Below are 22809 nucleotides of genomic sequence, written 5' to 3'. Positions count from 1 at the left end.
GCGTACGACGGCCACCCCCGCGACAAACCGGTGGTGGCCGTCGCGCGCGGCCGAGCCACCGACGCCAGGAGCCCACTTGACCCCTCCGACGTCCGCAATCCTCACCACGCCCGACGGCACGCACATCGCTTACCGGGACCACCGCCCCACCGGGCCTCCGGTGGCCACCTTCCTCCTCCTGCACGGCCTGGCCGGTCACCAGGGCGAGTGGGACGCCCTCGCCGCGCGGCTGTCGGCCGACGGCCACCGCGTGGTGACGTACGACGCCCGAGGCCACGGCGCAAGCACCCGCACACCGCCGACCACGACCCGCGCGGCCCACGTCCAGGACGCGGTAACCCTGATCGAGGAACTGGGCCTGGCCCCCGCGGCCCTCCTGGGCCAGTCCCTGGGCGGCCACACCACCATGCTGCTGGCCGCGTCCCATCCCCACCTGGTGACATCCCTGATCCTGATCGAGGCGGGCCCGGCCGGCCCGAGCCCGGGCCTCCCCGCACGGATCGCCACCTGGCTGGACAGCTGGCCGATCCCTTTCACGTCCCTCGCGGAGGCGGAGGCCTTCCTCGGCCACGAGGCCTGGACGCGAACCCTGGGGCGACGGGAAGACGGCTGGCACCCGTCCTTCGACCGCACCACCATCATCGACTCGGTCGCCGAACTGGCCACCACCGCCTACTGGGAGGAGTGGTCCCGCATCACCTGCCCGACCCTCCTCGTCCAGGGCGAACACGGCACTATGCGCCCCGACGAGCCGGCGAGGATGCTCACCCACCGCCCGGCCACCCACCTCACCCGCATCCCGGGCGCGGCCCACGACGTCCACCTGGACCAGCCGGCCCGCCTCCACGAGGCGATCAGCACCTTCCTCCTTGACCTCAACTTTGATTGAGGTCCTACGTTGACCGCATGAACACGCAGACCGAGAACCTCAAGGAGTACTCCCAGGAAGAACTGGCCGCCCAGCCGATCGGCGCCTGGACCGGCGAGGCCTACCGCAGGGTCGTGGGGTCCATACGAGCCCGACTCGCGGTGGAGAACCTCACCCAGCCCCACTGGTGGACCCTCAACCACGCGTCCGGCGCCCCCGGCAGGTGGACCCGCCCCACCCTGACCGCCCGCCTGACCACCTACGACGACCAGGCCACCGACTTCGACCAGGTCTACGACGACCTGGCCACCCGAGGCTGGCTCACGGAGGACACGACGGGCGGCATGTCCCTCACGGAGGCCGGTGAGGCGGCCCGTCTCCGCGCCCGCGAACGCAACCTCCAAGTCCACCACCGCACCCACGAGGGCATCTCTCCGGCCGACTTCATCACCACGATCAACGTCCTGCGCCGCATGGTCGCCAACCTGGGCGGCAACGGGAACCTGCCCGACGACGGAAAATAGCTCGACACCACGCGGTCTCCCCTCCCATCCTGCGGAGCGCACTCAACACACCTGAGGGAGACCGCCGTTGACGCCGTTGAACCCCACCATCCGACACATCACCTTCGACTGCACGGGCGAGCCCTACGAACTGGCCCGCTTCTGGAGCGAGTTCCTCGGCCACCCCATCTCCGACATCGACAAGCCCGGCGACGACGAGATCCTGGTCGAACTTCCGAACGGCACCCCCGGCCTGCTCTTCGTACGGGTCGAGGAAGGCAAGACGACCAACAACCGTATCCACTTCGACCTGGGCCCCACGGGCCGCACCCGCTCCGAGGAGGTCGAACGCGCCGTGTCCCTCGGCGCCCGCATTCTGACGGACCGCACCCTCCCGAACGGCAGAGGCTGGGTCGTGATGGCGGACCCGGAGGGCAACGAGTTCTGCGTCGAACGAGGCGAACTGGGCTAGTGCTGTGGCCGCGTAGGTTCACCGGGTTGGGTTGGGTCGAGCCGTCTTCAAAGATCGGACTCTGACCAGAGCCCGCTGTCAGAGCCGCCCGATAACGTGCCTGCAACCAGATCAGACCCCGGGTGGGCGGTCAGGCCACCGCTGACATCGGCCGGCCGCCCCAGCGGATGCCCTTCTCACTGCGGCTGCGGGCACGTTCCTTGCGCTGGGCCGCGAGAACATCGGGATGGCGGGCGTTGGCGTTCCGCCAGCGTAGGTAGGCGTGCGGGGCACGGGTCTGCGCGGTGTGGTTGCGGTGGTTGGAGTTGGCGACGGTGAACTGCCGCAGCGGTCCGCAGTGGGCCTCAATCGGGTTGGCCCAGGAGGCGTAGGTCGGGGTGAAGCACAGCTCGACCTTGTTCTTCTTCGCCCAGCGACGGATGTCGGCGCCTTGGATCACATCGCGGACGGTGTCCTCATCGGCCTGCACCAGCTTGCGATCACAGGCACCCGGTTGCCGCCAGCCGAGGCCGGCAGCACTATCGTGCGCCGGTAGCGCACCGAACTGGTGCTGCCCCGGCGCGCGACCTGTTGCAGCTTCTGCCCTTCCTGGTCGGTCAGTCTGCGCACACGAACAGGCTCTGCCACCACACCCCCAGCGGTCGGATCGGACGGCACGCCATATCCAACCGCTCCGACCATCAACCCTGTGAACCTTTCTGGTCACAGCACTAGCTAGCGGGCAGCCGGGGCGGGCGGGCCACCCCGGCTGACTCACTTGTGGTCGCGCAGGAAGGCGGGGATCTCGTCGCGCGTCGGGTAGTCCGGCAGGGGCGCGGGCTTGTCCTGAAGGAACGCGGTGATGACGGCGGCGGCCCGGTCGTTGTTGTCGTCGAGGCCGTTCCACATGTGGTGCCCGACGCCCGGCATGTACTGCGTGCGCTGGATGGCCGGATCACCGGCGAGGACGGCGGTCGCCCATTGGCGGACCTGGGAGGAGCACTCGGCGATCATCAGCATCGCGGGGGTCTTGGAGCGTCCCAGCCGCGGGGCCAGGGAGGGTGAGTCCCTGATCGTCTGCTGGACGCGGAGGCTGGCGGCGGGGCTGAAGGAGAAGTTCTGAGCGGTGTCCTCGGCCGGGATGCGGTGCGCGTCGCGCGCGCAGTAGGCGGAAGCGGTGTCGCTGCCGAGGTCGGCGGCGGTGAACGCGTTGACCCCTTCGGCCTGCCCGACCAGCCCGGTCTCGGGGGTGAGGAGCCCCAGCCGCATGAGGCCGAACGCGACGGCGTACCGGGGGACATGCGTCGACCGCGGTCCGGTCATCGCCGGGGCGAGGTCGCGCGCGGACGGCCGGCCCTTGTGCCCGTCGATCCGCGCGGTCGGACCGTCCATCGGGCCGGGTTCGGCGATGACCGCCCGGTGCAGGCGCGCGGCGACCCGCGGGTCCGCCAGGGCCCGGGTGAGCACGACCCCGCCTGAGGAGAACCCGAGGACGTCGACCTTGCCCTTGTCCACGCGGTCGACGAAGGCGGCGAGGTCGCGGACCGACCTGGAGATCGTGTACTGCTCCATGGGGAGCAAGTCGCTCCGCCCGCCACCGGCCTGTTCGTAGGCGTAGACGTCGTGGCCCTGTCGCGCCAGGAGCTGCAGGAACCGGTGATCCTGAACCGAGATGCCGCGAACCGGCCCGCCGTTGAGGTACACGAGCGGAACGGGGTGCCGGGCGCCGGTCTTCGCGGGCGGGTAGTGATACACCGCGACCCGGCTGCCCGTCTCCAGGGTCCAGTGTTGCGTGGCCACGAACGGCAGGGCGGGCGGGGACCGCCGCGCCGTGGGCGCGGTCGGGACACAGACGGACGCCGTCAACGCCGCCGCCACAACCACCGGCAGGAACGGCGCGAGCCGCGCCGCCCGGGTGCGGCGCCGGCCCCGCCACAGTGCGGCGGCACTCCCGATTCCAAGGGCCGACAACCACGCGGCGAGCCCCGAGCCCGCCCCGTCCGTGAGGACGATCGCAGCGAGAAAGACGACGACCAGCGTCGCGACGGCGGCCAGGGCCAGCAGTATGCGTCCGGTGATGCGGGCAAGGCGTATGGCGAACGTGGGCACGACGGACCTCCGAAGTTTCCGAACCTCGTTTCAAAACACTGTTTCAAAACGACGTTATCAAAGAAGGTAGGCTCTTCGTCATGGGTAGGCCGAGAACGAACGACGCGACCGTCAAGGCGCGACTCGTGGAGTGCGCGACCGAGCTGCTCGCCACCCGCCCGCAGGAGTCGGTCACCGTCCGCGCCGTGGCCACGGCCGCCGAGACGTCAACGGCGGCGGTGTACTCCCTGTTCGGCGACAAGAACGGCCTGATCGGAGCGGTCCGCGACAGAGCCGTCGCCAGCCTGTTCCAGGCCGTGACGGCGGTGCCGACCTCCGAGGATCCCCTCGCCGACCTCTACGCCCTGGCCACCGCCTACCGACGATGGGGACGCGAACACAGTCACCTGTACTCGGTGCTGTTCGGTGGAGTGCAGTCCTTCGAGCCGTCAGAGACGGTCGGTACCGGTGACCCCGTCCGGCCGCTCATCGCGGCGATCGACCGGGCCGTGACACAGTCCGTCCTCGACGGCGAAGCGACCTCGATCGCCGTCTCCCTCTGGGTGACTCTGCACGGGCTCGTGACACTCGAACTCGCCGGGGCCTTCGACGCCCCCACAGCAGAGGCCGCGTTCAGATCGACGATCCTGGCGACGCTGCGCGGCTGGACTACCCCCGCGGTGTTCCGCAGCCTTCGGCACGACGAACCCGCCCCCTGACAGAGAGCGCCCGACCCACCAACGCCTTACGGGCCGGGAGCTGGGCTCGGAACGGGACAAGGAACTCCGGAGCAGCGCCCGAAGAGGCTCAGTGACGTTCCACCCTTGGCCAGGGATCTCGCCGACCGGATGCCGCTCGATCCGCACCCAGGTGTCGCGATCCGTCCTGGCTCCCACGGTGCGCCGTCTACGGACCACGGTGTCCGGGAGCAAGCGCACTTGCAGGGACCGGCCGACGCGGTCGACTGCCTCGAAACGGACGGTGTCATCCGTCGTGGCAGAGGGGTTCCTCCGGAACGGAGATGCCCAGGCTCTCCCTCTCAGCGGGGGTGAATTCCCGATAACCGATCACGCGGCACAGTTGACGGCTCCACAGGTCGGCGTCGAGCCGGATGGAACGGTACGGGGTCTCCACCTCGTCACGGAACAAGAGCGTCCTGCCGTCGGCCGAGGCGCCGAGGTACGAATATCCCGAGGAAGGCTCGTCGGGGACGCCGAAGGTATAGGTGTCCTCCGACTTGCCCTCGCCGACGTCATAGACGTGCACCGAGGTGCGGGCAGCCAGCAGGAAGCGTCCGTCGCGGAGAAAGCGGGGGACGAAGGGTTGGGATTTGGCGTCGCCGGTGAAGATCGGGCCGATCCTCTTACGGGGCGGGCTGCTCTGCCAGAGTTCTACGTTTCCTCCACGACGGTTCAGAGCGAAGTACTTTCCGGACGGGTCGAACTGGATCGCCGATGTGTCCGAACCCGTATTGATCGTCTTCACCTCGCGCCACGTCGCCGTGTCGATGATATGGACCTCCGGGTCACCCCACACCACGACGGCCAGATGACCAGACTTCGGATAACCGAAGATCCCAAGGGTGCTCTTGGCGGAGACACCGGTGATCACGTGACGCAGGTCCGTCTGTGCGGATCGACGGCCGGTCCTCACGTCCCACTTCTGCACCACTGTGCCTGACCGCGTCACCAGATTGTCTCCGGTGAGGAGCGCGCTGAACTGTGAGTCCTCCGAATCGCTGTCACCGGCCGGCGGCTTGGCCGCGGTGATCGTACGGAGTGTGCGCAGGTCTGAGGCCCGGCGCAGCACAACTGCGCTCTTCCCGGCCTGGTCGAGCACCCACTTCCCGTCGGCGCTGAACCTGGGGGCCGCACCGCCTGAGCGACCGGGGTCGTCCGCCTGGCGTTTCGTACTGGCCAGCACCTTGCCGTGCCTGTCCGACGCTCGGCGTTCGATCCGCTTTCCATCCTCCGTCAGGCCCACGACGAACTTCCCGTCCGGGGAAAGGGCCGGATTCGTCAGCTGAGCCTCCGGGGCACTCCTCGGCCGTGCTGGAATGTACCTCACGTTCTTCTCTGTGGAGGCCAGGAGTACGGGTGAGCCGTGGACCGAGATCACATCGTCCACCGCTTCTCCGTGGTCTCTGAATTCCTCGCTGAGGAGCCGCTGATCATTCTTCAGGTCGAGCAGGGTGGTGCGGTACCCGGCAGTTTCGTATTGCTGGGTCACCACCCATCTGCCCCTGTCGTCAACGGCTTTCAAGCCGCAGGTTTCGTCTTCGCCCAAGCCCTGGCCCGTGTAGCGGAGCGCCGCGCCCGGGTTCCCGGTGTTCCGTACGACGAGTGCGTACTCGCCGTGCTTTTTCGACGGCTCGCAGCTGGCAACGGCGTTTCCTCCGCCGGACACATCGAGATAGGGGGCAGGCGGCACGATGACCCGTGATTGCCGGGTCCTCCGGTCGATGGCGAGCAGCGAGATCTGCTCGGTCTTCTCATTCCACATGGTGGCCAGCAGCTTGCGGTTGTCCGCCCCGATGTGCACGCCGTCGAAGCGGCTCGTCTTCGGCAGGCCGGAAGGCAGCGGGACCGTTCCCGTCGTCCCGTTTTCCAGGTCCCACAAGACGATGGTGGTGGAGTCCGCGGTGGTCTGTGCGACGATGCGCCCGTCGTTCGAGATCGCGGCGTCGTCAGTCATGTCACTCAAGCCGTCTATGGGGGCGAGCCGGGACGGCAGACGGTGCGCGGGGCCGGCCAGTTCGCCGGGGCCACCTGAGCGCCGCACGTCGAACCACACCAGGTCCCGCGCTTCCGTGAAGAATCCGGCTCGGCGCCCGTCCGAGGTAACGAAGCTCACGCCGGCCTGGTACGGCAGGTCGAGTCGCTGTCGGCTCACCGTTCCCGTGGCCGCGTGCACGTACAGAGTGGGTTTGCCGATGTCCGAGTGAACGAGCACCACTTCACCGTCTTCGCTCGTGGTGAAGCCGCGGACGGAGCCGTCAGAACCGGACAGCATGCGCAGCTCGGGTTCGTATGCGAGCCGGGCCTGCAGGAGGGCATCGCGGGCCTGCCCGGTCGGGGACGTCCGGTAGGCCGCCAGCGCCGCCATGACGGAGACCACCGGATCCGAGGTCGCGAGGTCGCTGGAGCTCTGCGCCAGCGCGCGTGAGGTGGATTCCGCCGCACGCTCGTTGCTGACGTAACGGTAATAGGCGAACAGTGAGCCCAGGAGGACTGCCAGCGCGGTGAGAGAGGCGATCGCGGTGGTAAAAACCCGCCGTTTCCGCTGTCGTGCCCGTCGGTGGGCCTGTCCGCGGCGAAGGTAGTCGTGCTCGGCGTCGGTCAGCAGTCGGCCACGGTCGGGCAGCCAGCGTCCCGCCGCGTCCAGGGCCGACCGTGACGGCAGCAGGTCGGGGGCCCTGTCGCCGTGCTCCCAGCGTTCCCTGTCGTGGCGCAGCGTTTCGCGCCACATGAGAAAGGACCGGTCTTCCTCCGCCCAGTCGGCCAAACGCCGCCACTCTTTGACGAGGGCCTCGTGCGCCACCTCAACTGTCTCCACCCCCTCGGCACTGCGCCCGGTGACGAGCAGGCGCGCATCGGCCAAGGTCTGCGCGATGTCCCAGGTCTCGTCGTCCAGTTCACTGCGCAGGGCGGTTCGCCGGGTGATCGCGCTGGTCCCGAGCGGCACGCGCACCAGCGCCGCGAACAGGCGGCGGACCGTGGGCAACGCGGACGCCGGGATGTGCGCGTTCCATATACCTTCGGCGTGCTGTCCCAGTGCGCCCGCGACGCCTCCCAGTGCCTCGTAGGACTCGTGGGTGAGGACTCCGCCGTCCTGGCTCCGCCAGAGCCGGTCCAAGGCGAAGCCGAGCAGGGGCAGTGCGCCCGGTTCCTCTCCCGCGTCGGCGAGTACGCGATCGATGAGACCGGCCTCGTAGCCGACCCCCGGTACGGCGGCCACCGGTGCGGTGACGATCTGCCGAAGCTGGTTCGGACTGGGAGCGCCAAGGGCGTAGAGCCGGTTACGGAAGGCGGCACCAACGCGTGCATGGGCCAGCGCTCTCTCCAGGAAGTCGGCGCGGAGGGTGGTGAGCACATGCAGGTCCGGTGGGAGGGCTGCTGTGTAGAGGGTGTCGGCCAGTTCGTCCACAAGGTCGGGTGCGGAGACGAGCAGTTCCTCGAACTGGTCGACGACGACCAGCAGGCCGCGCGTCCCCTGACGTTCCCGTATGGCGGTGACGGTGTCCGCGACCCCCTGCTCCTCAAGGACGCGCACCAGGGCCGGAATGCCGTCCAGCCGTTCGACAACGGACAGGTCGGGCTCGAGGAGGGGCAGCAACGCGGCCGCCAGGGCTGACAGTGGCCGACGGCCGGAGGCGGGACGGAGTATGCCCACCGAGAATCCCTCGGTGCGCAGGCGCGGCGCCACGCCGGCCAGGGCGAGCGATGACTTGCCCGACCCGGACGGGCCGACCAGGCAGACCTGGCGCTCGGCGACGATCTTGGCGGTCAGCTCCTCGCTCTCATCGTCCCTCCCGTGGAAGGAGGCGGCGTCCGTCTCCCGGAACGGGTAAAGGCCGCGGAACGGTGAGGGTGGCAGTGTCAGGGCCTGCAGCGGCTCCCAGGTGCGCAGCAGTGCGTCGGTGGGGACGAGATAGCTGGCCGCGGGCTCCCCTGACTCGGCCACGACGACCATGCCGACGACGGCGGACAGGTCCTCGTCCCACACCGGACTTCCGCTGAACCCTCCGGAGACCCGGTAGCCGTCGGATGCCAAGTCGGTCTGGATCCATCCGTCGGCCTGGCGGGAACGGAGCACTCCGGCGTGCCACACACCGGCCGGGCGGCCTTGGGGGAAACCGAAGATCCGGGCCGGATGGCCCCACACGTCCGGGGTGTCCACCATTCTCACCGGACGCCCATGCTGGATCTCGGCTTCCAGCCGCAGCACCGCGACGTCGTCGCCCGCCGCGAAGTGCACGATCCGGGCCGGCACCGGAGCCTGTTCGGGCGCGGCCGTGGGCAGCAGCGGCAGATCCACAAACACCCGCGCAGTGGATTCGGGCGGTTGCTCCTGGGGCGTTCCGAGAGCGGCGCTCACGACGTGAGCACAGGTCAGGGCGGTCTTTTCCCCGACCAGGAAGCCGACACCCCAGCAGTTTCCCTGCTGGTCCGTGATTCGAAGGACGGCCGAGTCGAGCGCAACCGGGCCACCCCGGACCGCTGTTGCGGCACTGTCCTGCACCCTCACTCCTCCGGTTGGGCAGCCAGACGGCCGGCTTCCTGAGCCTGGCTTCCGCCGCGCTCCCATTTGAGGGTCACATTGAAGTGGGCCTGAGCCGTGCTGCTGCTGATCACGATGTCCGCCGCAGCCGACAGCGACAGGCCGAACTCCACCGTGATCTCCTGCGGACCGGGCGCCGTCTCACTGAAGGTGTTCACCAGCTGCTGGGCCACGGGCCGGATCCCGGACAGCATTTCTCCCATCGAGCGAGTCGCCCTGGCCGCGACCTGTCCAGGCCGTGACACCTTGACCAGTCCGTCTTCGGGCTTCTCCTGGACCTCGACCTTGACGACCTGAGCCGCTCCGTCACCGCCCTCGTCGAGCGGCAGTTCCACCACGTAGGTCATCGTGCCCCCGTCACCTCGCTTCGCTCCGCTCCTCGTCCGGTGTGAGACGCGGCCTCATCAGCCACTTCATCGTCGCTGGTCACGGGGTGGCAACGGCCATTTCGGCCAGTCTCCGGGGATTCGTGGCCGACCTTCGGCCCGTACCGCAGAGCCGGCGGCTCGTTCCCCGTGCGCGCTCAGATGTGAGCGATGTACAGGTACCCTCGCGCCGGCGCGGTCGTCTTGACCCAGTGCGTTCCCTTGGAGCTGACGCACCGGTACCTGTAGCGCACCTGCTGACCCTTCTTGACCATCGCCTTCACGGGGGCGCGGCTCGACATGCCGGTACGGATGGGTGCCTTGCGGTCGGCGCGCGCGACCTTGTTCCCCACGTACTCGCATGTGAACGGCGGGGCCGCTTTGGTGGTCGGGGGCGCGGAGATCGCTCGCTCGAGAGGCGTGACGGTGTTGTTGCGATCCGGTGGAGTGTCGGCCATGGCAGTGGTGACAGCGGGGCCGAGGAGCAGAGCCGCCCCGGCGATGGCGACACTCACGACTTGACGGAATTTGCTCATGACAACCTCTTGTTTCAGTGACGTGGTGCGGGCCGGATGCCGATCCGCCCTAAGGGGTCCTAAGCGACGGTGAGGATCCGGTGCTGGCCGTGGGCGCCAAGGGGGCGGGCGTCGTGGATGCTGGTGACCCAGGTGACGGCGGCGTACCGGCCGGAGGAAAGGGGAGGGGTGAGCGATGCGTCCCGGCCCGGGGAGAGCGGTGGGGTGCCCAGCCATCTGGCGATGTCGAAGGGCGGGGGCCCGCCGGCGCCGTCGAAGAACGCCTGGATGTCGTCTTCGGTCACCGATCCGTCGGTAACGGGATACAGGACCAGTTCGTCGACCTGTCCCCGCATCCGGTTGACGTAGCGGAGTGAGCCGCCGGGCCTGAGCCGGCCGCGCAGGTCGAACCGGGGCCCCAGGCCGGGGACCTCCCTGGCAGTGATGACGGCGGCCGGTGGAGCGGTCCGAGTCTGGTCGCGGACCGGGCGGACGGTGAGTGTGCGGACGTACTCCTGCCCCGGCGCGGGGTTACGGCCCCGCCCCTCGCCCTCGAAGTCCAGGAACTCCAGGAGCAGGTAGCGGCCGGCTCGCAGCTCCACGGTGAAGCCGGTATCCGTGCCCACGTGTGTGAAGCCACCGCCGTACAGCTCGGCCGCGGCCATCAGGGCCCGGGACGCCTCGATGTTCTCCCGCCCCTCGGTTGCGAAGATCCGGCGCAGCCGGGTGCGGAACTCCGCCTCACTCTGGCCGCGCCGCAACCGGGCGATGCCGACGGCACCGGTCAGCGGACTGGTGGTGCGTAACCGGAACGCCACGGCTCCCTCTGTGGCCGTCGCCGGAGCGGAGAAACCGTCCTCTCCGGTGACCACATGCAGAGGCGGGAGCTGGATGTGCGGGCCGTGCCTGGTTCGCGCGTGCGCCGTTCCGCCCGCGGCCGCTGTGACGCACAGTGCGGCCAGACCTGACATGGCTCCGCGTCTGCTCAGTACGCTGTTCAACTCGCACCTTTCCGGATCGCGGTGGTGTCAGCAGCCACCCCTCTGATACTCGGGGCGCCGCCCTGCCGGCCGATCTCGGAGCAGCGCCGCTCCCCTCCGACGGCGCTGCTCCGCCCCAACGGCCCCACGAGCATGCTCAGTCAGGTTGGACGCATCACTGGGTGAAGCGCTGGGCAGGGTCCTGGTACACGGATCCGGCCTGCGTCTGAGGGGTTCTGCTGTTGGGTGGCACGCACGCCGACAAGGCTGAGGGTCCGTTACGGTTCGCTCTCCTCGGACCAGTTCGCGCCTGGCGTGGAGAGCAAGCGCTGGATCTGGGCGCTCCTCGGCAGCGGTCGGTTGCCGCGGCGCTGCTTCTGCACGCGAACAGGCCGGTGACCCGGGAGCAACTGGTCCGAGCGGTGTGGGGCGAGTCCGCGCCGGCGTACGCGGTCAATCAGCTGCAGAAGTACGTTTCCGCGCTGAGGCGCGTGCTGGAGCCCGAACGCGAGGCCAGGGCACCCTCGGGGGTGCTCAACTGGTCCGACAGCGGATACGTCATCGAAGTGGAGCCGGACGGCGTCGACCTGACCGTCTTCGAACACGCCGCAGCCCGCGGCCGCGGCGCGCTGGCCCGGGGGGACGTGAAACAGACGGCGGCAGAGCTGCGCGGAGCACTGGACCTGTGGCACGGTCCGCCCCTCGCCAACGTCTCGAGCGATGTCCTGGACGCGGAGCGCGACCGGCTGCAGGAACTGAGAGCCACCGTGCTCGAGGAGCGCATTCAGGCAGATCTCGATCTGGGCCGCCACCAGGAGCTCGTGCCCGAGCTGACCCGCCTCGCGGCCGGCCTTCCCTTTCGGGAGGGCGTCGCTGCCATGCTGATGCTCGCCCTGTACAGATCCAGTCGGCAGAGCGATGCCCTGAGCGCGTATCAGCGGATCCGCCGCAACCTGCGCGAGGAACTCGGCGTGGACCCGGGCAGGGAGCTCCAGGAGCTGCACGGGCAGATACTCGTCTCCGCCCCGTCCTTGTCATGGTCGGGCCCGACTCGGTGGCGCGGCGCAGGCTCCACCGCGGCCGAGCCGCCGACCACGGTCACGCCCGCTCCGGACACCGTCCAGGGCCTTCGCCAACTGCCCATGGACATACCGGAGTTCGTGGGGCGGGAGGCGGAACTGCGCGAGCTGTGGAGTTGTGCGGGCGACCGGGAAACCGCAGCCGATGCGGGAAACGGCGGCGTGGTCATAGCAGTCATCGAGGGGATGGCGGGCGTAGGCAAGACGCGGCTGGCCGTGCACGCGGCCCACCAGTTCGTCCGTCAGGGCCACTTCGCCGACGTGCAGTTGTGGGCCGATCTCAAGGGCTTCTCATCCAGCCGTCCTCCGGCGGATCCGGCGGATGTACTGGAGGATTTCCTCCGTCTGCTGGGAGTGCCGGGAAGCCAGATTCCCGCAGGAGCCGAGGCGCGATCGGCGCTGTATCGCGACCGGATGACCGGCAAGCGCTCCTTGGTGGTGCTGGACGACGCGGTCGACGAGGAGCACGTACGGCTGCTGCTGCCCGGGGAACCTTCCTGCATGCTGCTGGTCACAAGTCGACGGGTGCTGTCCGGGCTGGACGGCGCACACACGATCCGGCTGGGCACGTTCTCTCCCGAGGAAGCTCTGGCACTGGTCGCGCGTGTCTTGGGCCGTACGGCCGATGAGCCGGGCTCCGAAGACGCGCGGCGTGTGGTGGAGCTGAGCGGACGGCTGCCGCTGGCCGTCGCGCTGGTGGCACGGCGGCTGCGGACCCGCCCGACCTGGAACGTCTCGGAACTGGCGAAGCGGCTTGAAACCGCCGAGGAACGACTGCGGCAGTTCACCGTGGGGAGGCGAACGGTGGACGACGCCTTCGAGCCGTCCTACCGTTCTCTCCCCGCCGACCTGCGACGTGCGTTCCGGCTGCTCGCCCTCCATCCGGGCGAGGACTTCACGCCGTCCTCCGCCGGCGCCCTGCTGGGCCAGACCCGCACACAGGCGGAGCAGCAGGTGGAGTCCCTGCTGGACGAGCACCTCCTGCAGCAACACGCCGTCGGCCGCTACCGCTATCACGACCTGCTACGGCTGTACGCCCTGGAGCTCGCACGCACCGAGGACGACCAGCAGGTGCGGCGCACCGCCGTGCGACGCCTGGTGGACTGGCACTGTCGCGCCGCCGAGGCGGCCCGGCACGCCCTCGAACCCTGGCGGCGGCACCTCCCCGGGCACGGGCACGGCAGCCGACCCGGCTCCGGCACGGGTGACGCCGACCGGGCCCCGGCCGACCTTCCCGCTTCGCTGTCCCACCCCGTCTCCGCACTCCGATGGGTGGAGCAAGAACGCTCGAACCTGCTCGCTGTCTCTCGTGAGGCCGCCGGCCGTTGGCACCACGACACCTGGCGGCTGGCGACGGCGGCCCACGCGTTCCTCGCGCAGCACTCCTACGGCACCGACAGCCGTGAGGGCCTTCGGCTGGGGCTGGAGGCAGCCCGTCGGATGTCGGACTCCGTCAAGCAGGCACAGAGCATGCGGGACCTGGGCGGTATGTACGACGGCTTGGGCAGACACGAGGAGAGCGCCGCGCAACACCATGTAGCTCTGGCCTTGTCCGAAGGGGCGGGGGATGTGCGCGGTGCGGCCGAGGCACTCAGCGGGCTCGGCCGCACCTCGTACGCCCTGGGCCGCTATCCGCAGAGCGCCGAGCAGCACCGACGGGCCCTCTCGCTGTTCACGAAGATCGCGGACCGACACGGCCAGGCCCGGTCACACGGAGGACTGGGCACGGCGAACTGGTTCATCCCAGGGCGTTTTCACGAAAGCACCAAGGGACACCGGCGGGCGACGGCTTTGTTCACGGGTACCGGCGACTTCAGCGGGCAGGCCCACGAGGCCAGCAACCTCGGCCTGGCGCACTGGGTTTTCGGCAACTACACGCAGTGCGCCCGATATCACGGGCGTGCACTCGCCCTGTTCCAGCGCGGGGGCGACCTGCGTGGACAAGCGATCGCCCGCCACGGGCTCGGCCTCGCGGCCTGGCACCTCGGACATCCCGATGCCGCGCGGGATCACCACCTGTTTGCCCTCGACGTCTTCCGCAAGCTCTCCGATCGGCGCGGCACAGCCATCTCGCTGCAACGCCTCGGCTATGTGCAGTGGACCACCGGCCGGTACCACGAGGGCGAGGATCTCCTCCGCCAGGCCCTCACTCTCGGAACCAGCATCGGCAACCGTCAGACCGAGGCATGGGCGCTCGCGTCCCTGGGGTTCCTCTGTCAGCGTCTGAACCGCATCGAGGAAGGCCATGAGCACCTCCGGAAGGCGCTCGAAGTCGCCCAGACGATCGGGGACCCGCACTGCGAGTCCAGTGCCGTCCTCGGCCTGGCTCTGACCGACCTCTCCGCGGGACGGATCGACCGCTGCACGGAGACGGCAGAGCGAGCGTTGGCCCAGTCCCGGAATCTCAGCAATCCGCACGGCGAGGCTTTGGCGCTGTTCACGCTCGGTCTCGCTTCCGGCGTCCGCAGCCAACCTCACGAAGGCGCGGCATGGCACCGCGCAGCCCTCGGTCTTGCCCGGAGAACCGCCGAACCGTTCACAGAATCCACAGCTCTCACCGGCCTCGGCAGCGCCTGCACGGCTCTCGGGCACTACGCCGAAGCCGAACGGCACCTGAACACGGCCCTCACCATCCGACAGCACATCGCCGACCGGCACGGTCAGGCAGACACCCTCATGGCTCTGGCCGACCTGGAGACGGCGACGGGCAGACCCCGAGCCGCGACGTCCAGCCGGGCACACGCCCTGACCATTCTCACCGAGATCGGCGCACCGGCCGGCTGACGCGGGGGAGCGCGGTGGAATCCGCTGCCGGTGGGCCTTGGGCGCGTGCCGTAGGCAGCCCACGGTGGTCGGACGCACCCACTGCTGACTTGACCACCTGCCCATTCCTGGCGGGCAAGCGCCCCGTCCGGGTCGTCGGCGTCCACCTCGATCTGTAACTCGCGCAGGACGGCCCTCCAGGTGCCGCCGGCAGACCAGCGGCGATGACGCTCGTAAACGGTCTGCCAGGGGCCGTACCGTTCTGGCAGGTCAGGCCAGGGCACCCCGGTCCGGGCCCGAAACAGAACCCCGTTGATCACCCTGCGGTGATCCGCCCACTGCCCGCCCGGCTTGCCATTACCGGGTAGGAGAGGTTCGACCTTCTGCCACTGCGCGTCCGTGAGTTCGTGTGTCGCCGCACCATACGAGCGTCCTGCCCGGACAACCACGAGATCCACCCAGCCCACCAAGAGCCGTCAGAAACGGCCTAGTGCCACTGCCAGCTTGCGCGAGTACGCAACAGCACGGAGATGCTCTCCGGGCCTTTGGCCAGGTCGTGCAGCACCCACGCTCCGGATCATTGATGACGCCCACGTTCCAGGTTTGCGTCTGTTGGTCATAGCACGCCAGCTACCTGCACGAACGTCTACGGCGTAGCGGTGCGAGCACAAACCTGCGCATCAATCACTGCATTCACAAAGCGACGCCACGCCTGGTTTCCGACGGAAACGATTGGCGACCCTGCGGTCTTGGAGTCGCGTATGCGCGTGCCGTTGGCGGTGTAGGCACACTCCACACATTCGGTGGTGTTGCCGCCGCTGTAGGACGACTTGAACCACCTGAGGTCAGAGGCAATCTGGGGGCCAGCGGACATTCAGAGCTCCTTGCGGGCGCGATGGATCAGGGTGGAGGAAGCCTCCATGTCCAACGCTTGTGCGCGGAGGTACTCGAACGCAAGTCTGTATCGCTCCAGTTCCGCTTCCTTCTCCAGGAAGAGCGAGCCCGTGTGGATGTCGACGTACACCACGTCGAGGGCCGGTTCAGGACCGCCGATGATGACAAAGCTCCCCAGCGCTGCTGCGTGGGCGCCCTGGGAGAAGGGCAGCACTTGGAGCGTGATGTGAGGAGACTCGTTCGCTTCGAGCAGTCGATCGAGCTGCTCTCGCATAACCCCTGGTGACCCGACGACGCGGCGGATCACCGACTCGTCGAGGATCGCCCAGAGGCGCAGCGGTTTTGTACGGGTGAGGATCCCCTGCCGCTTCATGCGGATGTCGACCAGACGCTCGATTTCCGTCGGCTCCAGGGGCACCTCGTTGGCCCTCTGGAGCGCAGTGCAGTAGGCGCGCGTCTGCAGGAGGCCTGGGACGTACACGCAGGAGAAGTGGTTCTCGCTCACCGCCTCGTCCTCAAGCGTGAGCAGGAGATTCATGCTCTCGGGGATGGCGTCGGCGAAGGAGCTCCACCAGCCCTGCTGCTTGGCGTCCTTGGCGAGTTTGACGATGGCGTCGCGTTCGGTATCCGTCGCCCCGTACTCGCGGCAGAGCGCATCGACGAGGATCCACTTGACCGGTCCGGACTGGGTCTCGTACCTGCTGACTGTTGCCTTGGACACGTCGACGCGTCGGCCGACCTCCTCAAGTGTCAGCCCCTGGCGGGCACGCAACTTCCTCAGCATCGCGCCCAGTTGTCGCCGACGGGTCGTGGTCCGCTCGGACATTCAGCTCCTTCGCCAAGCGTTGGGTGGCGGGCCTGGAGATCTTCAACAGGCTAGGCAGAGGGGCGTCGCGCCACCATCAGATTCACCCGATGGATTCTCGTGAGAAGTTACATGGTGAGACTTCTCTGTGCCATGCTCGGCTGTAGATCGCTACGCAACGCAGCCGTACGGTTACGGCGGCGCAGTAGGTGCGTGGCAATGGGAGGGAGGAGTGGCCCAATGTCAGGCTGCCAAGTCACCGAACCCGGACTCCGTTGTGTCCTGCCGTTTGAGGCTGAGCCGGCGGAAGTCCGTCTGCTCCGCAGAGCCACCGTCGCGCAACTTGCCCGATGGGGCGCGTCTTCTGCGGCCGAAGAGGCGGAGCTGTTGGTGACAGAACTCGTCACGAACGTCATCAGACATGTGGGAGAGGGCGCACCCGCGACACTCATCTTGGAGTGGCGGTATGAACGCCTGCGCGTCGAGGTCCACGACAAGAGCCGGGCCCTGCCGGCCCCCGTGAGGGCTCGCTGTGACGAGGAGTGCGGGCGTGGCCTCCATTTGCTCGCAGCTCTGGCAGCGGACTGGGGGACGGTCCTGACGGCTGTGGGAAAGTCCGTGTGGTGTGAGATCGCGGCACAGCCGGCGGCTGTGTGCCGACGTGCCGAGCGGGCTCGCGGAGCGCTTGAGTGGTACCGGGAGGGCCACCCCGCCATGGCTGCGGAAGGGCGCAGTAAGTCGGTTCTCCTTGAGGAGTCTGCGGTCGAGCTGATCGCGGACTTGCTGCACTGGACCGCCGCCCAGGGCCAAGACCCGGATGACGTACTGGACCGGGCCCAGGTGCACTACGAAGCCGAGGTGACTGCCGCCGCCTGACCACCGGCACGCTTGCCCCTTGGCTTCAAAATGCCCCTTGCCGTGAAGACAGAGCCGCTCGCAAGAGTGCGGCGGCATCGTCAGGCGCTCCGTGCTGGTGAAGCTGGGCCGCTGCCCGCATCACATGAGGATCGGGATTGTCCCGTCCGTAGATGTGGATCAATGTGCCTGCCAGTTCGTCCAGTTGGCCTTCGCGCAGGACGCATACAAGGGCCGCCGTCTCTACCGGGCTGAGCACTTCTACGGAGTGGCGCAGCAGAGCCAGAGCCCCGTCTTGCCGGCCGCCGTTCTGCAGGGCTTCGGCTTGGCGGGCGACAGTCAGTGCGGCCCTCTTCTCGGGATTACTCTGCTGCCGGTCCCCCCTCCGAGGGGGACCGGCAGCAGAGCCGCATCCGCCCGCGCCGCCGGACGCGATCGCTGGCCGGCCCGAATGGCACGGCGTGCGGTGGCCTTGAGTGCGCGCCCCTCTCTCTTCTGCAGTGTCTGTACCTCCGCATTCAGTGTCCGCACCTCGTGCTTCAAGGCCGCAGCCTCCTTCCGTAGGGCTGCGGCCTCCTCCTTTACGGTGCCGAGTTCGGCCTGGATGTCGTTGAGTTCATCGGCGTTATCGCTGGCCTGCTGCCGCAACGCCGCCGCCTCACCGCGCAAGCTCACACAGTCGCCGCATTGCTGCTCTGCGGTGGCCGCGGAGTGCAACTCCTCTAGATCGGCGAGCGTGATGCCTACCTTCTCCACACCCCCCGCATCGTTGGTCGCGGCATCGTGAAGAAGCCTGACGATCGTTATGTCGGGCAGGTACTCGGCGCGGAGGAATCTGGACAGTGACGTATCGCAGGTGTGCAGCCGGTCGGCTGCCTGCTTCTGCGTGGGGGCGCTGCCGTTGGGTTCCAAGGCCAGGAGGCGGCAGAGTTTCTGCAGTTCGGCAGCGAGTGCGCGTTTCCCTGGCGGAACGTCACTGCCGAACTCCTTCACGGTCCAGCAGTAAGGAGCCTTGCTTCCTTTTGGTCGTGGCATATCACGCACTTCGCTTTCCGGTCCATATGTAGCGAACCAGTTCAAATCGGCCTGCTGTTGACCCGTGGTGTCGACCTTGCGGCCATTCGAGGCTGAGGTTTGGTCAATTGTGCATGACGGTAGGCGAGTTGTGTTCTTGCTACCTGTTGCGCAAGTGTTCCAGGGGGGACTGGTTTTCGGTTCTTGGTGGGAAACTGTGGACAGCCGCTCGTGGAGCGGGGGGTGGCTAAGACGCCTGTGTCGCTGCGTGAGTTACGCATGCGCACATACTGCGTTTTTGCCAAAATGCGCGCGATTCGACATCAGGAGTGACAAATGGCGCTGCCGTCCTGGCGGGACGCGAAGTTGGGAAGCATGGCTCGGGCCGCACTGTGGCTCGTACAGGAAGTGGGGGAGGACAAGATCTTCACGAAGGCCGAGCTGCGCGAGGCGTTCCCGGACGTCGCTCAGATCGACCGGCGCATGCGCGACCTGCGGGACCACGACTGGAAGATCTCGACGAGCCGTGAGGACCCGACGCTCCGTCAGCAGGAGCAGCGGTTCGTGGCCCAGGGGGCGGAGGTGTGGATGCCTGGCAAGTCGAAGGCGCCGAAGCACAAGGCGAGCCTTACCGCCGCCCAGCGTGCCAAGGTGCTGGACGAGGACGGTTACCTCTGCCGCACGTGCGGCATCGCAGCTGGTGAGCCGTACGAGGAGGGAATCGAGCAGGCGGTGCTCAACGTGGCCCGCCGCCAGGTGATCCAGCCTGGCGGAGACGTCACCTACGAGTTGGTCACCGAGTGCAAGCGGTGTGGTGTCGGCAGCTCCGGCCGGCAGGCCGACCTCGGGCGTGTCTTGGAGCAGGTGGCTGCCCTTTCGCCCATGGAACAGCGGGTGCTCGGCGCCTGGATCGCTGCGGACCGGCGTTCCCTGAGTCCGCTGGACAAGCTCTGGGGCCAGTACCGGACTCTTCCGGAGACCTCCCGCAAGGCTGTGGCGGATGCACTCGACGGCGCGAACGACTAGGAACAGGACACCCGGAAATGATGCGAGAACTTCCCGCTCCGCCGCAGGCGGACGAACTGAGCGAACTGATCAAGAAGAAGGTCGCGGAGGCCCAGACGGCCGGTGGTACCCGCGAGACGGTGACCGTCGACTGGAACGAGCAGAAGGCGCACGTCGACGTGATCGACCTGCCCCTCAGTAAGCTCTACTTCAACCCCAGCACGCACCGTATCCGGGCCCAGCGGAGCCACGACGCCGCGAAGGACGCGGCGCTGGACCAGAACCCGTGGAGCGCCGAGAGCCAGGATTACCTCCGCTTCCTGCTCCAGGTCTCGCCGTCCGACACCAATCTGCGTGACGTCGAGTTCGACGCCCTCAAGGACAGCCTCGAAGAGTTCGGCCAGAACGACCCCGGGCTGGTCACTCATCAGGGCATCTTGGTCAACGGCAATACCCGAGCAGCTGCCCTGAAACTGCTTGGTGTGCAGTCGATGCGCGTGGGTGTGCTGCCCGAGTGGTTCACCTGGGCGGACATCAATGCCGTGGAGCTGTCCTTGCAGCTCCGTCGGGATCACCGGCGTGACTACTCCTACATCAACCGCATCATCGCCATGGAGGAACAGGCGGCCCTGGGGCGCACGCCCGAGCAGATCGCCAAGGAGTTCCGGATCCAGGTCCGGACGTACCACCAGGAACGCTGGATCCTCGCCACGATCCACGAGCTGATCAAGCGCAGCCACGACGCCGGCGGTGACGCACTCCGGCTGGTCGACTGGGAAGGCGCTCAGGAGCGCCTCAAGGAACTTCAGCGCTTGTACGTGAAGTTGGAGACGCTCGACCGTGACCAGGCGGAGATCCTCAAGGAACTGCGTCTGGCCGCCATCCTGCTCAACTTCTCCAAGACCGACGTGCGGCACATCAACGAGGACTTTCTCAAGGAGGGGCTGGAGCAGAAGCTGCTTTCCACTGGTCCGGCGCTTGAGGACCGGTCTGAGGCCAAGCCGACGGGTGTCATGATCCCGGGGCTCGGTGTTGAGGTCCCAGCTGCTTCCTCCGCGGTGGCTGACATGAAGGCACTTAACGACCGTCTGCTGCGTGCCTCTGCTGTCGTACGCAGTAGAAGCGAGGGCCCTGACCTCGGCAACGAGGCGAAGGAGAAGGCCCAGAGTGTTCTGGACGGGGCGAAGAAGTCCTTCGACGATGCCATTGAGGCCGCTGGCCGCAGTGCCCGGCTGCGCAAGCGCAAGCAGCTCGCGCCGGCCCGGCTCGCGGAGGCATGCGCCAGCATCGACCAGTGCGTGAGTGACCTGGTGCAGGCACGCACCTCTCGCAGCCTCGACGAAGAGGCTTTCGATGATGCGGTGATGAAGCTCCGTGGCAGCCTGCTGAAGCTCGCCAAGCAGGCCGGACGGGGGCTCCACGATCCGGGTGACGGAGTGGCCTGGCTGATGGACGCCGTCGCCACGGAAGGCCGGCAGTGATGACCGAACCGAGCGGAACGTCTCTGCACCTGGGGTTTGACGAGACGCACACGCGTGTCGTGCTTCGGACCACTGAGCACCACCAGCCGGACCTGGTCCAGCTGGCCGCGCGTTTTCGGACGGGCGGCCAGCTCGGCCTGCTCAGCGCCTCTGTTGCTCTTGATGACTTCCTGGCCAACCTGCAAGTTCTTGGCGACTGGCCCGACCCCAGCGGTGTGGAGTGGTCCTCCGCCCTGAGGAAGCTGGCGACCGGCGTCCTCCAGGACGCGCGGACCGTGGAAACCAGGCTGGCGGGTACGGGATCTGCCGGCGAGATCGACGCGGACGATGTCCCGAGTCTGCTCGGCGACAACTGGAAGGGTGAGCTGAGCGCCTTCCAGCGCAGGGACATCGCGAAGCTCCTGTCTCTCCAGCACGGTGCGAACTTCAGCGTGCCCGGAGCCGGCAAGACGCGCGTCGCGCTCGCTGTGTATGCGGCTCAGAAGGCCGTCGGCCACGCGCGGCGGCTTCTGGTTGTCTGCCCGAAGTCGGCCTACGACTCGTGGCGTTTCGAGACGGCGGAGTGTCTGACGCACGCGTTGCGCGTCAACGTCCTAGACGGGTCGCTGGACCAATGGGCGGAGGTGCTCGTCGTCAACTACGAACGGCTGGACCGCTCGCTGTCGATGCTGACCACCTGGCTGGCAGCCCAGCCCTCCATGATCATCCTTGATGAGGCGCACCGGATGAAGCTCGGGGCCCGGGGCACCTACGGTGCCGCGTGCATGGCTCTCGGGCCACATGCGGACCGGCGCCTGATCCTCACAGGTACGCCGGCTCCGAACGGTTCCAAGGACCTGGAGAATCTACTGGGCTTCGTGTGGCCGGGGCACGGGCAACAGACCGTCGTGCGCGCCGTGGCCGGGGGAGACCTTCGGCAGGCAAGTACGGTGCTGCGGCCGTTGTTCACGCGGACGACCAAGCAGGAACTCGGTCTGCCTCCTGTTGATCTGGGCATCCGTTACGTGGACATGCCGCCCCTGCATGACGAGATCTACAGCTCCCTGGTCGGCGGGATGAGTAACGGGGTGGTTAGGGAGGATCTCAGCGCCCTCGGCAAGACGGCTCTGCGGCTTCTGATGGCCGCTACGAGTCCGGCTCTGCTCCTGGAAGGAGCTACCAAATACGAGCCGCTGGCTTACCAGTTGCCTCCGCTGGAGATTCCCCCAGGCGGCTCTCTGTACTCGAAGTTGCAGAACCTCCCCGACCACGAGCTGTCACCGAAGTACAAGGAGGCCGTGGCGATCATCGCCGAGAACGCGGCGGCTGGACGTAAGACACTGGTTTGGACGACGTTCGTCCGGAGCCTTACGACGCTGGAGCGCATGCTGGGGAAATTCAGTCCGGCCGTGGTCTACGGAGGGACCCCCGACCGAGAGGAACAGATCCGGCGTTTCCGCGATGATCCGGGCTGCATGGTGCTCATCTCCAACCCGGCGACCCTCGGCGAGGGCATCAGCCTGCACCACCACTGTCATGACGCTGTCTACGTGGACCGCGATTTCATGGCCGGCCGGTTTCTGCAGAGCCTGGACCGCATCCATCGCCTCGGGCTCGCGCCGGACACCGAGACGCGGGTCACGGTCCTCGCGGTTCGCAACTCCATAGACGAGGTCGTGGCTTCGCGGTTGGAACAGAAGCTGGCCTTCATGGGCCAGATCCTGGATGACCCCACAGTCCAGCAACTTGCCGACCTGGAAGAGGAGCCGTCGGTGGCGGCTGGTCTGGCGCCGAGTGACATCGAAGCGCTGCTGAGTCACCTGGGGGCCACCGGTAGCTGGCTGCCCGAGGTGGACGCAGCGCACTACGATCGGTGCTGTGTCC

The 22809-nt window shown here is 67.8% G+C and carries 16 protein-coding genes and 4 pseudogenes; 9 read left to right on the top strand and 11 right to left on the bottom strand.

The window, feature by feature from the left end:
- Positions 1 to 76 precede the first annotated feature (76 nt).
- The 3 genes from ACQEV8_RS16510 to ACQEV8_RS16500 all read left to right on the top strand — a co-directional run bounded on the left by ACQEV8_RS16510 (position 77) and on the right by ACQEV8_RS16500 (position 1843).
- Entirely contained in the window at positions 77 to 889 is an 813-nt protein-coding gene (locus ACQEV8_RS16510) for an alpha/beta fold hydrolase (protein WP_432960868.1), read from the top strand.
- Positions 890 to 906: 17 nt separating this feature from the next.
- Complete coding sequence (locus ACQEV8_RS16505; protein ID WP_432960866.1) at positions 907 to 1392, top strand: MarR family transcriptional regulator; 486 nt, start codon at positions 907 to 909, stop codon at positions 1390 to 1392.
- Between the two features lie 67 nt (positions 1393 to 1459).
- Entirely contained in the window at positions 1460 to 1843 is a 384-nt protein-coding gene (locus ACQEV8_RS16500; RefSeq protein ID WP_432960864.1) for a VOC family protein, read from the top strand.
- Between the two features lie 130 nt (positions 1844 to 1973).
- Here the strand turns inward: ACQEV8_RS16500 and ACQEV8_RS16495 are convergent.
- Positions 1974 to 2470, bottom strand: a pseudogene (locus ACQEV8_RS16495) (hypothetical protein).
- A 126-nt stretch (positions 2471 to 2596) separates the two neighbouring features.
- A complete protein-coding gene (locus ACQEV8_RS16490; RefSeq protein ID WP_432960862.1) occupies positions 2597 to 3931 on the bottom strand; it encodes an alpha/beta fold hydrolase in 1335 nt (444 codons plus the stop codon).
- A gap of 80 nt (positions 3932 to 4011) precedes the next feature.
- On the opposite strand from ACQEV8_RS16490, the gene ACQEV8_RS16485 reads away from it, so the two are divergent.
- On the top strand, positions 4012 to 4629 hold the full coding sequence (locus tag ACQEV8_RS16485; protein ID WP_432960860.1) for a TetR-like C-terminal domain-containing protein: 618 nt from the start codon (positions 4012 to 4014) through the stop codon (positions 4627 to 4629).
- Positions 4630 to 4894: 265 nt separating this feature from the next.
- On the opposite strand, the gene ACQEV8_RS16480 is transcribed toward ACQEV8_RS16485, so the two are convergent.
- The 5 genes and pseudogenes from ACQEV8_RS16480 to ACQEV8_RS16460 all read right to left on the bottom strand — a co-directional run bounded on the left by ACQEV8_RS16480 (position 4895) and on the right by ACQEV8_RS16460 (position 10888).
- Positions 4895 to 8602: a hypothetical protein gene (locus ACQEV8_RS16480; RefSeq protein WP_432972727.1), complete on the bottom strand. Its 3708-nt coding sequence runs from the start codon at positions 8600 to 8602 to the stop codon at positions 4895 to 4897.
- Between the two features lie 9 nt (positions 8603 to 8611).
- Positions 8612 to 9217: pseudogene (locus ACQEV8_RS16475) on the bottom strand (S1 family peptidase); the annotation flags it as partial.
- Entirely contained in the window at positions 9154 to 9537 is a 384-nt protein-coding gene (locus tag ACQEV8_RS16470; RefSeq protein ID WP_432960858.1) for a CU044_2847 family protein, read from the bottom strand. The pseudogene ACQEV8_RS16475 and the gene ACQEV8_RS16470, both read right to left, overlap by 64 nt.
- A 176-nt stretch (positions 9538 to 9713) precedes the next feature.
- Positions 9714 to 10070 carry a hypothetical protein gene (locus ACQEV8_RS16465; RefSeq protein ID WP_432960856.1) on the bottom strand — a complete coding sequence of 119 codons (357 nt, stop codon included), beginning with the start codon at positions 10068 to 10070 and terminating at the stop codon, positions 9714 to 9716.
- An 80-nt stretch (positions 10071 to 10150) separates the two neighbouring features.
- Positions 10151 to 10888, bottom strand: a complete 738-nt coding sequence (locus ACQEV8_RS16460) for a hypothetical protein (RefSeq protein ID WP_432960854.1) — start codon at positions 10886 to 10888, stop codon at positions 10151 to 10153.
- 404 nt (positions 10889 to 11292) lie between these two features.
- Here ACQEV8_RS16460 and ACQEV8_RS16455 point away from each other — a divergent pair, with 404 nt between their 5' ends.
- Entirely contained in the window at positions 11293 to 14913 is a 3621-nt protein-coding gene (locus ACQEV8_RS16455) for a BTAD domain-containing putative transcriptional regulator (RefSeq protein WP_432960852.1), read from the top strand.
- A 169-nt stretch (positions 14914 to 15082) separates the two neighbouring features.
- Here the strand turns inward: ACQEV8_RS16455 and ACQEV8_RS16450 are convergent.
- From ACQEV8_RS16450 to ACQEV8_RS16440, 3 genes and pseudogenes are all read right to left on the bottom strand, one after another.
- A pseudogene (locus ACQEV8_RS16450) lies at positions 15083 to 15275 on the bottom strand (transposase); the annotation flags it as partial.
- 263 nt (positions 15276 to 15538) lie between these two features.
- A complete protein-coding gene (locus tag ACQEV8_RS16445; protein ID WP_432960850.1) occupies positions 15539 to 15766 on the bottom strand; it encodes a DUF397 domain-containing protein in 228 nt (75 codons plus the stop codon).
- Positions 15767 to 16612 (bottom strand): helix-turn-helix domain-containing protein, encoded by an 846-nt coding sequence (locus ACQEV8_RS16440; RefSeq protein WP_432960848.1) that lies wholly within the window; start codon positions 16610 to 16612, stop codon positions 15767 to 15769. It abuts the gene before it with no gap.
- A gap of 219 nt (positions 16613 to 16831) precedes the next feature.
- On the opposite strand from ACQEV8_RS16440, the gene ACQEV8_RS16435 reads away from it, so the two are divergent.
- Positions 16832 to 17467: an ATP-binding protein gene (locus ACQEV8_RS16435; protein WP_432960846.1), complete on the top strand. Its 636-nt coding sequence runs from the start codon at positions 16832 to 16834 to the stop codon at positions 17465 to 17467.
- Between the two features lie 318 nt (positions 17468 to 17785).
- Here ACQEV8_RS16435 and ACQEV8_RS16430 read toward each other — a convergent pair whose 3' ends face one another.
- Entirely contained in the window at positions 17786 to 18439 is a 654-nt protein-coding gene (locus ACQEV8_RS16430) for a hypothetical protein (RefSeq protein ID WP_432960844.1), read from the bottom strand.
- Between the two features lie 357 nt (positions 18440 to 18796).
- Here ACQEV8_RS16430 and ACQEV8_RS16425 point away from each other — a divergent pair, with 357 nt between their 5' ends.
- From ACQEV8_RS16425 to ACQEV8_RS16415, 3 genes and pseudogenes are all read left to right on the top strand, one after another.
- On the top strand, positions 18797 to 19486 hold the full coding sequence (locus tag ACQEV8_RS16425) for a hypothetical protein (protein WP_432960842.1): 690 nt from the start codon (positions 18797 to 18799) through the stop codon (positions 19484 to 19486).
- A gap of 119 nt (positions 19487 to 19605) precedes the next feature.
- Positions 19606 to 20946: a hypothetical protein gene (locus tag ACQEV8_RS16420; RefSeq protein WP_432960841.1), complete on the top strand. Its 1341-nt coding sequence runs from the start codon at positions 19606 to 19608 to the stop codon at positions 20944 to 20946.
- Positions 20946 to 22757 (top strand): annotated as a pseudogene (locus tag ACQEV8_RS16415) (DEAD/DEAH box helicase); the annotation flags it as partial. The gene ACQEV8_RS16420 and the pseudogene ACQEV8_RS16415, both read left to right, overlap by 1 nt.
- Between the last annotated feature and the right edge of the window lie 52 nt (positions 22758 to 22809).

The organism is Streptomyces sp. CA-179760 (genome assembly GCF_050937045.1).
GTDB lineage: Bacteria > Actinomycetota > Actinomycetes > Streptomycetales > Streptomycetaceae > Streptomyces.
The sequence above is the reverse complement of the archived record's forward strand: the minus strand, read 5'-3'. Positions and strand labels throughout refer to the sequence as shown.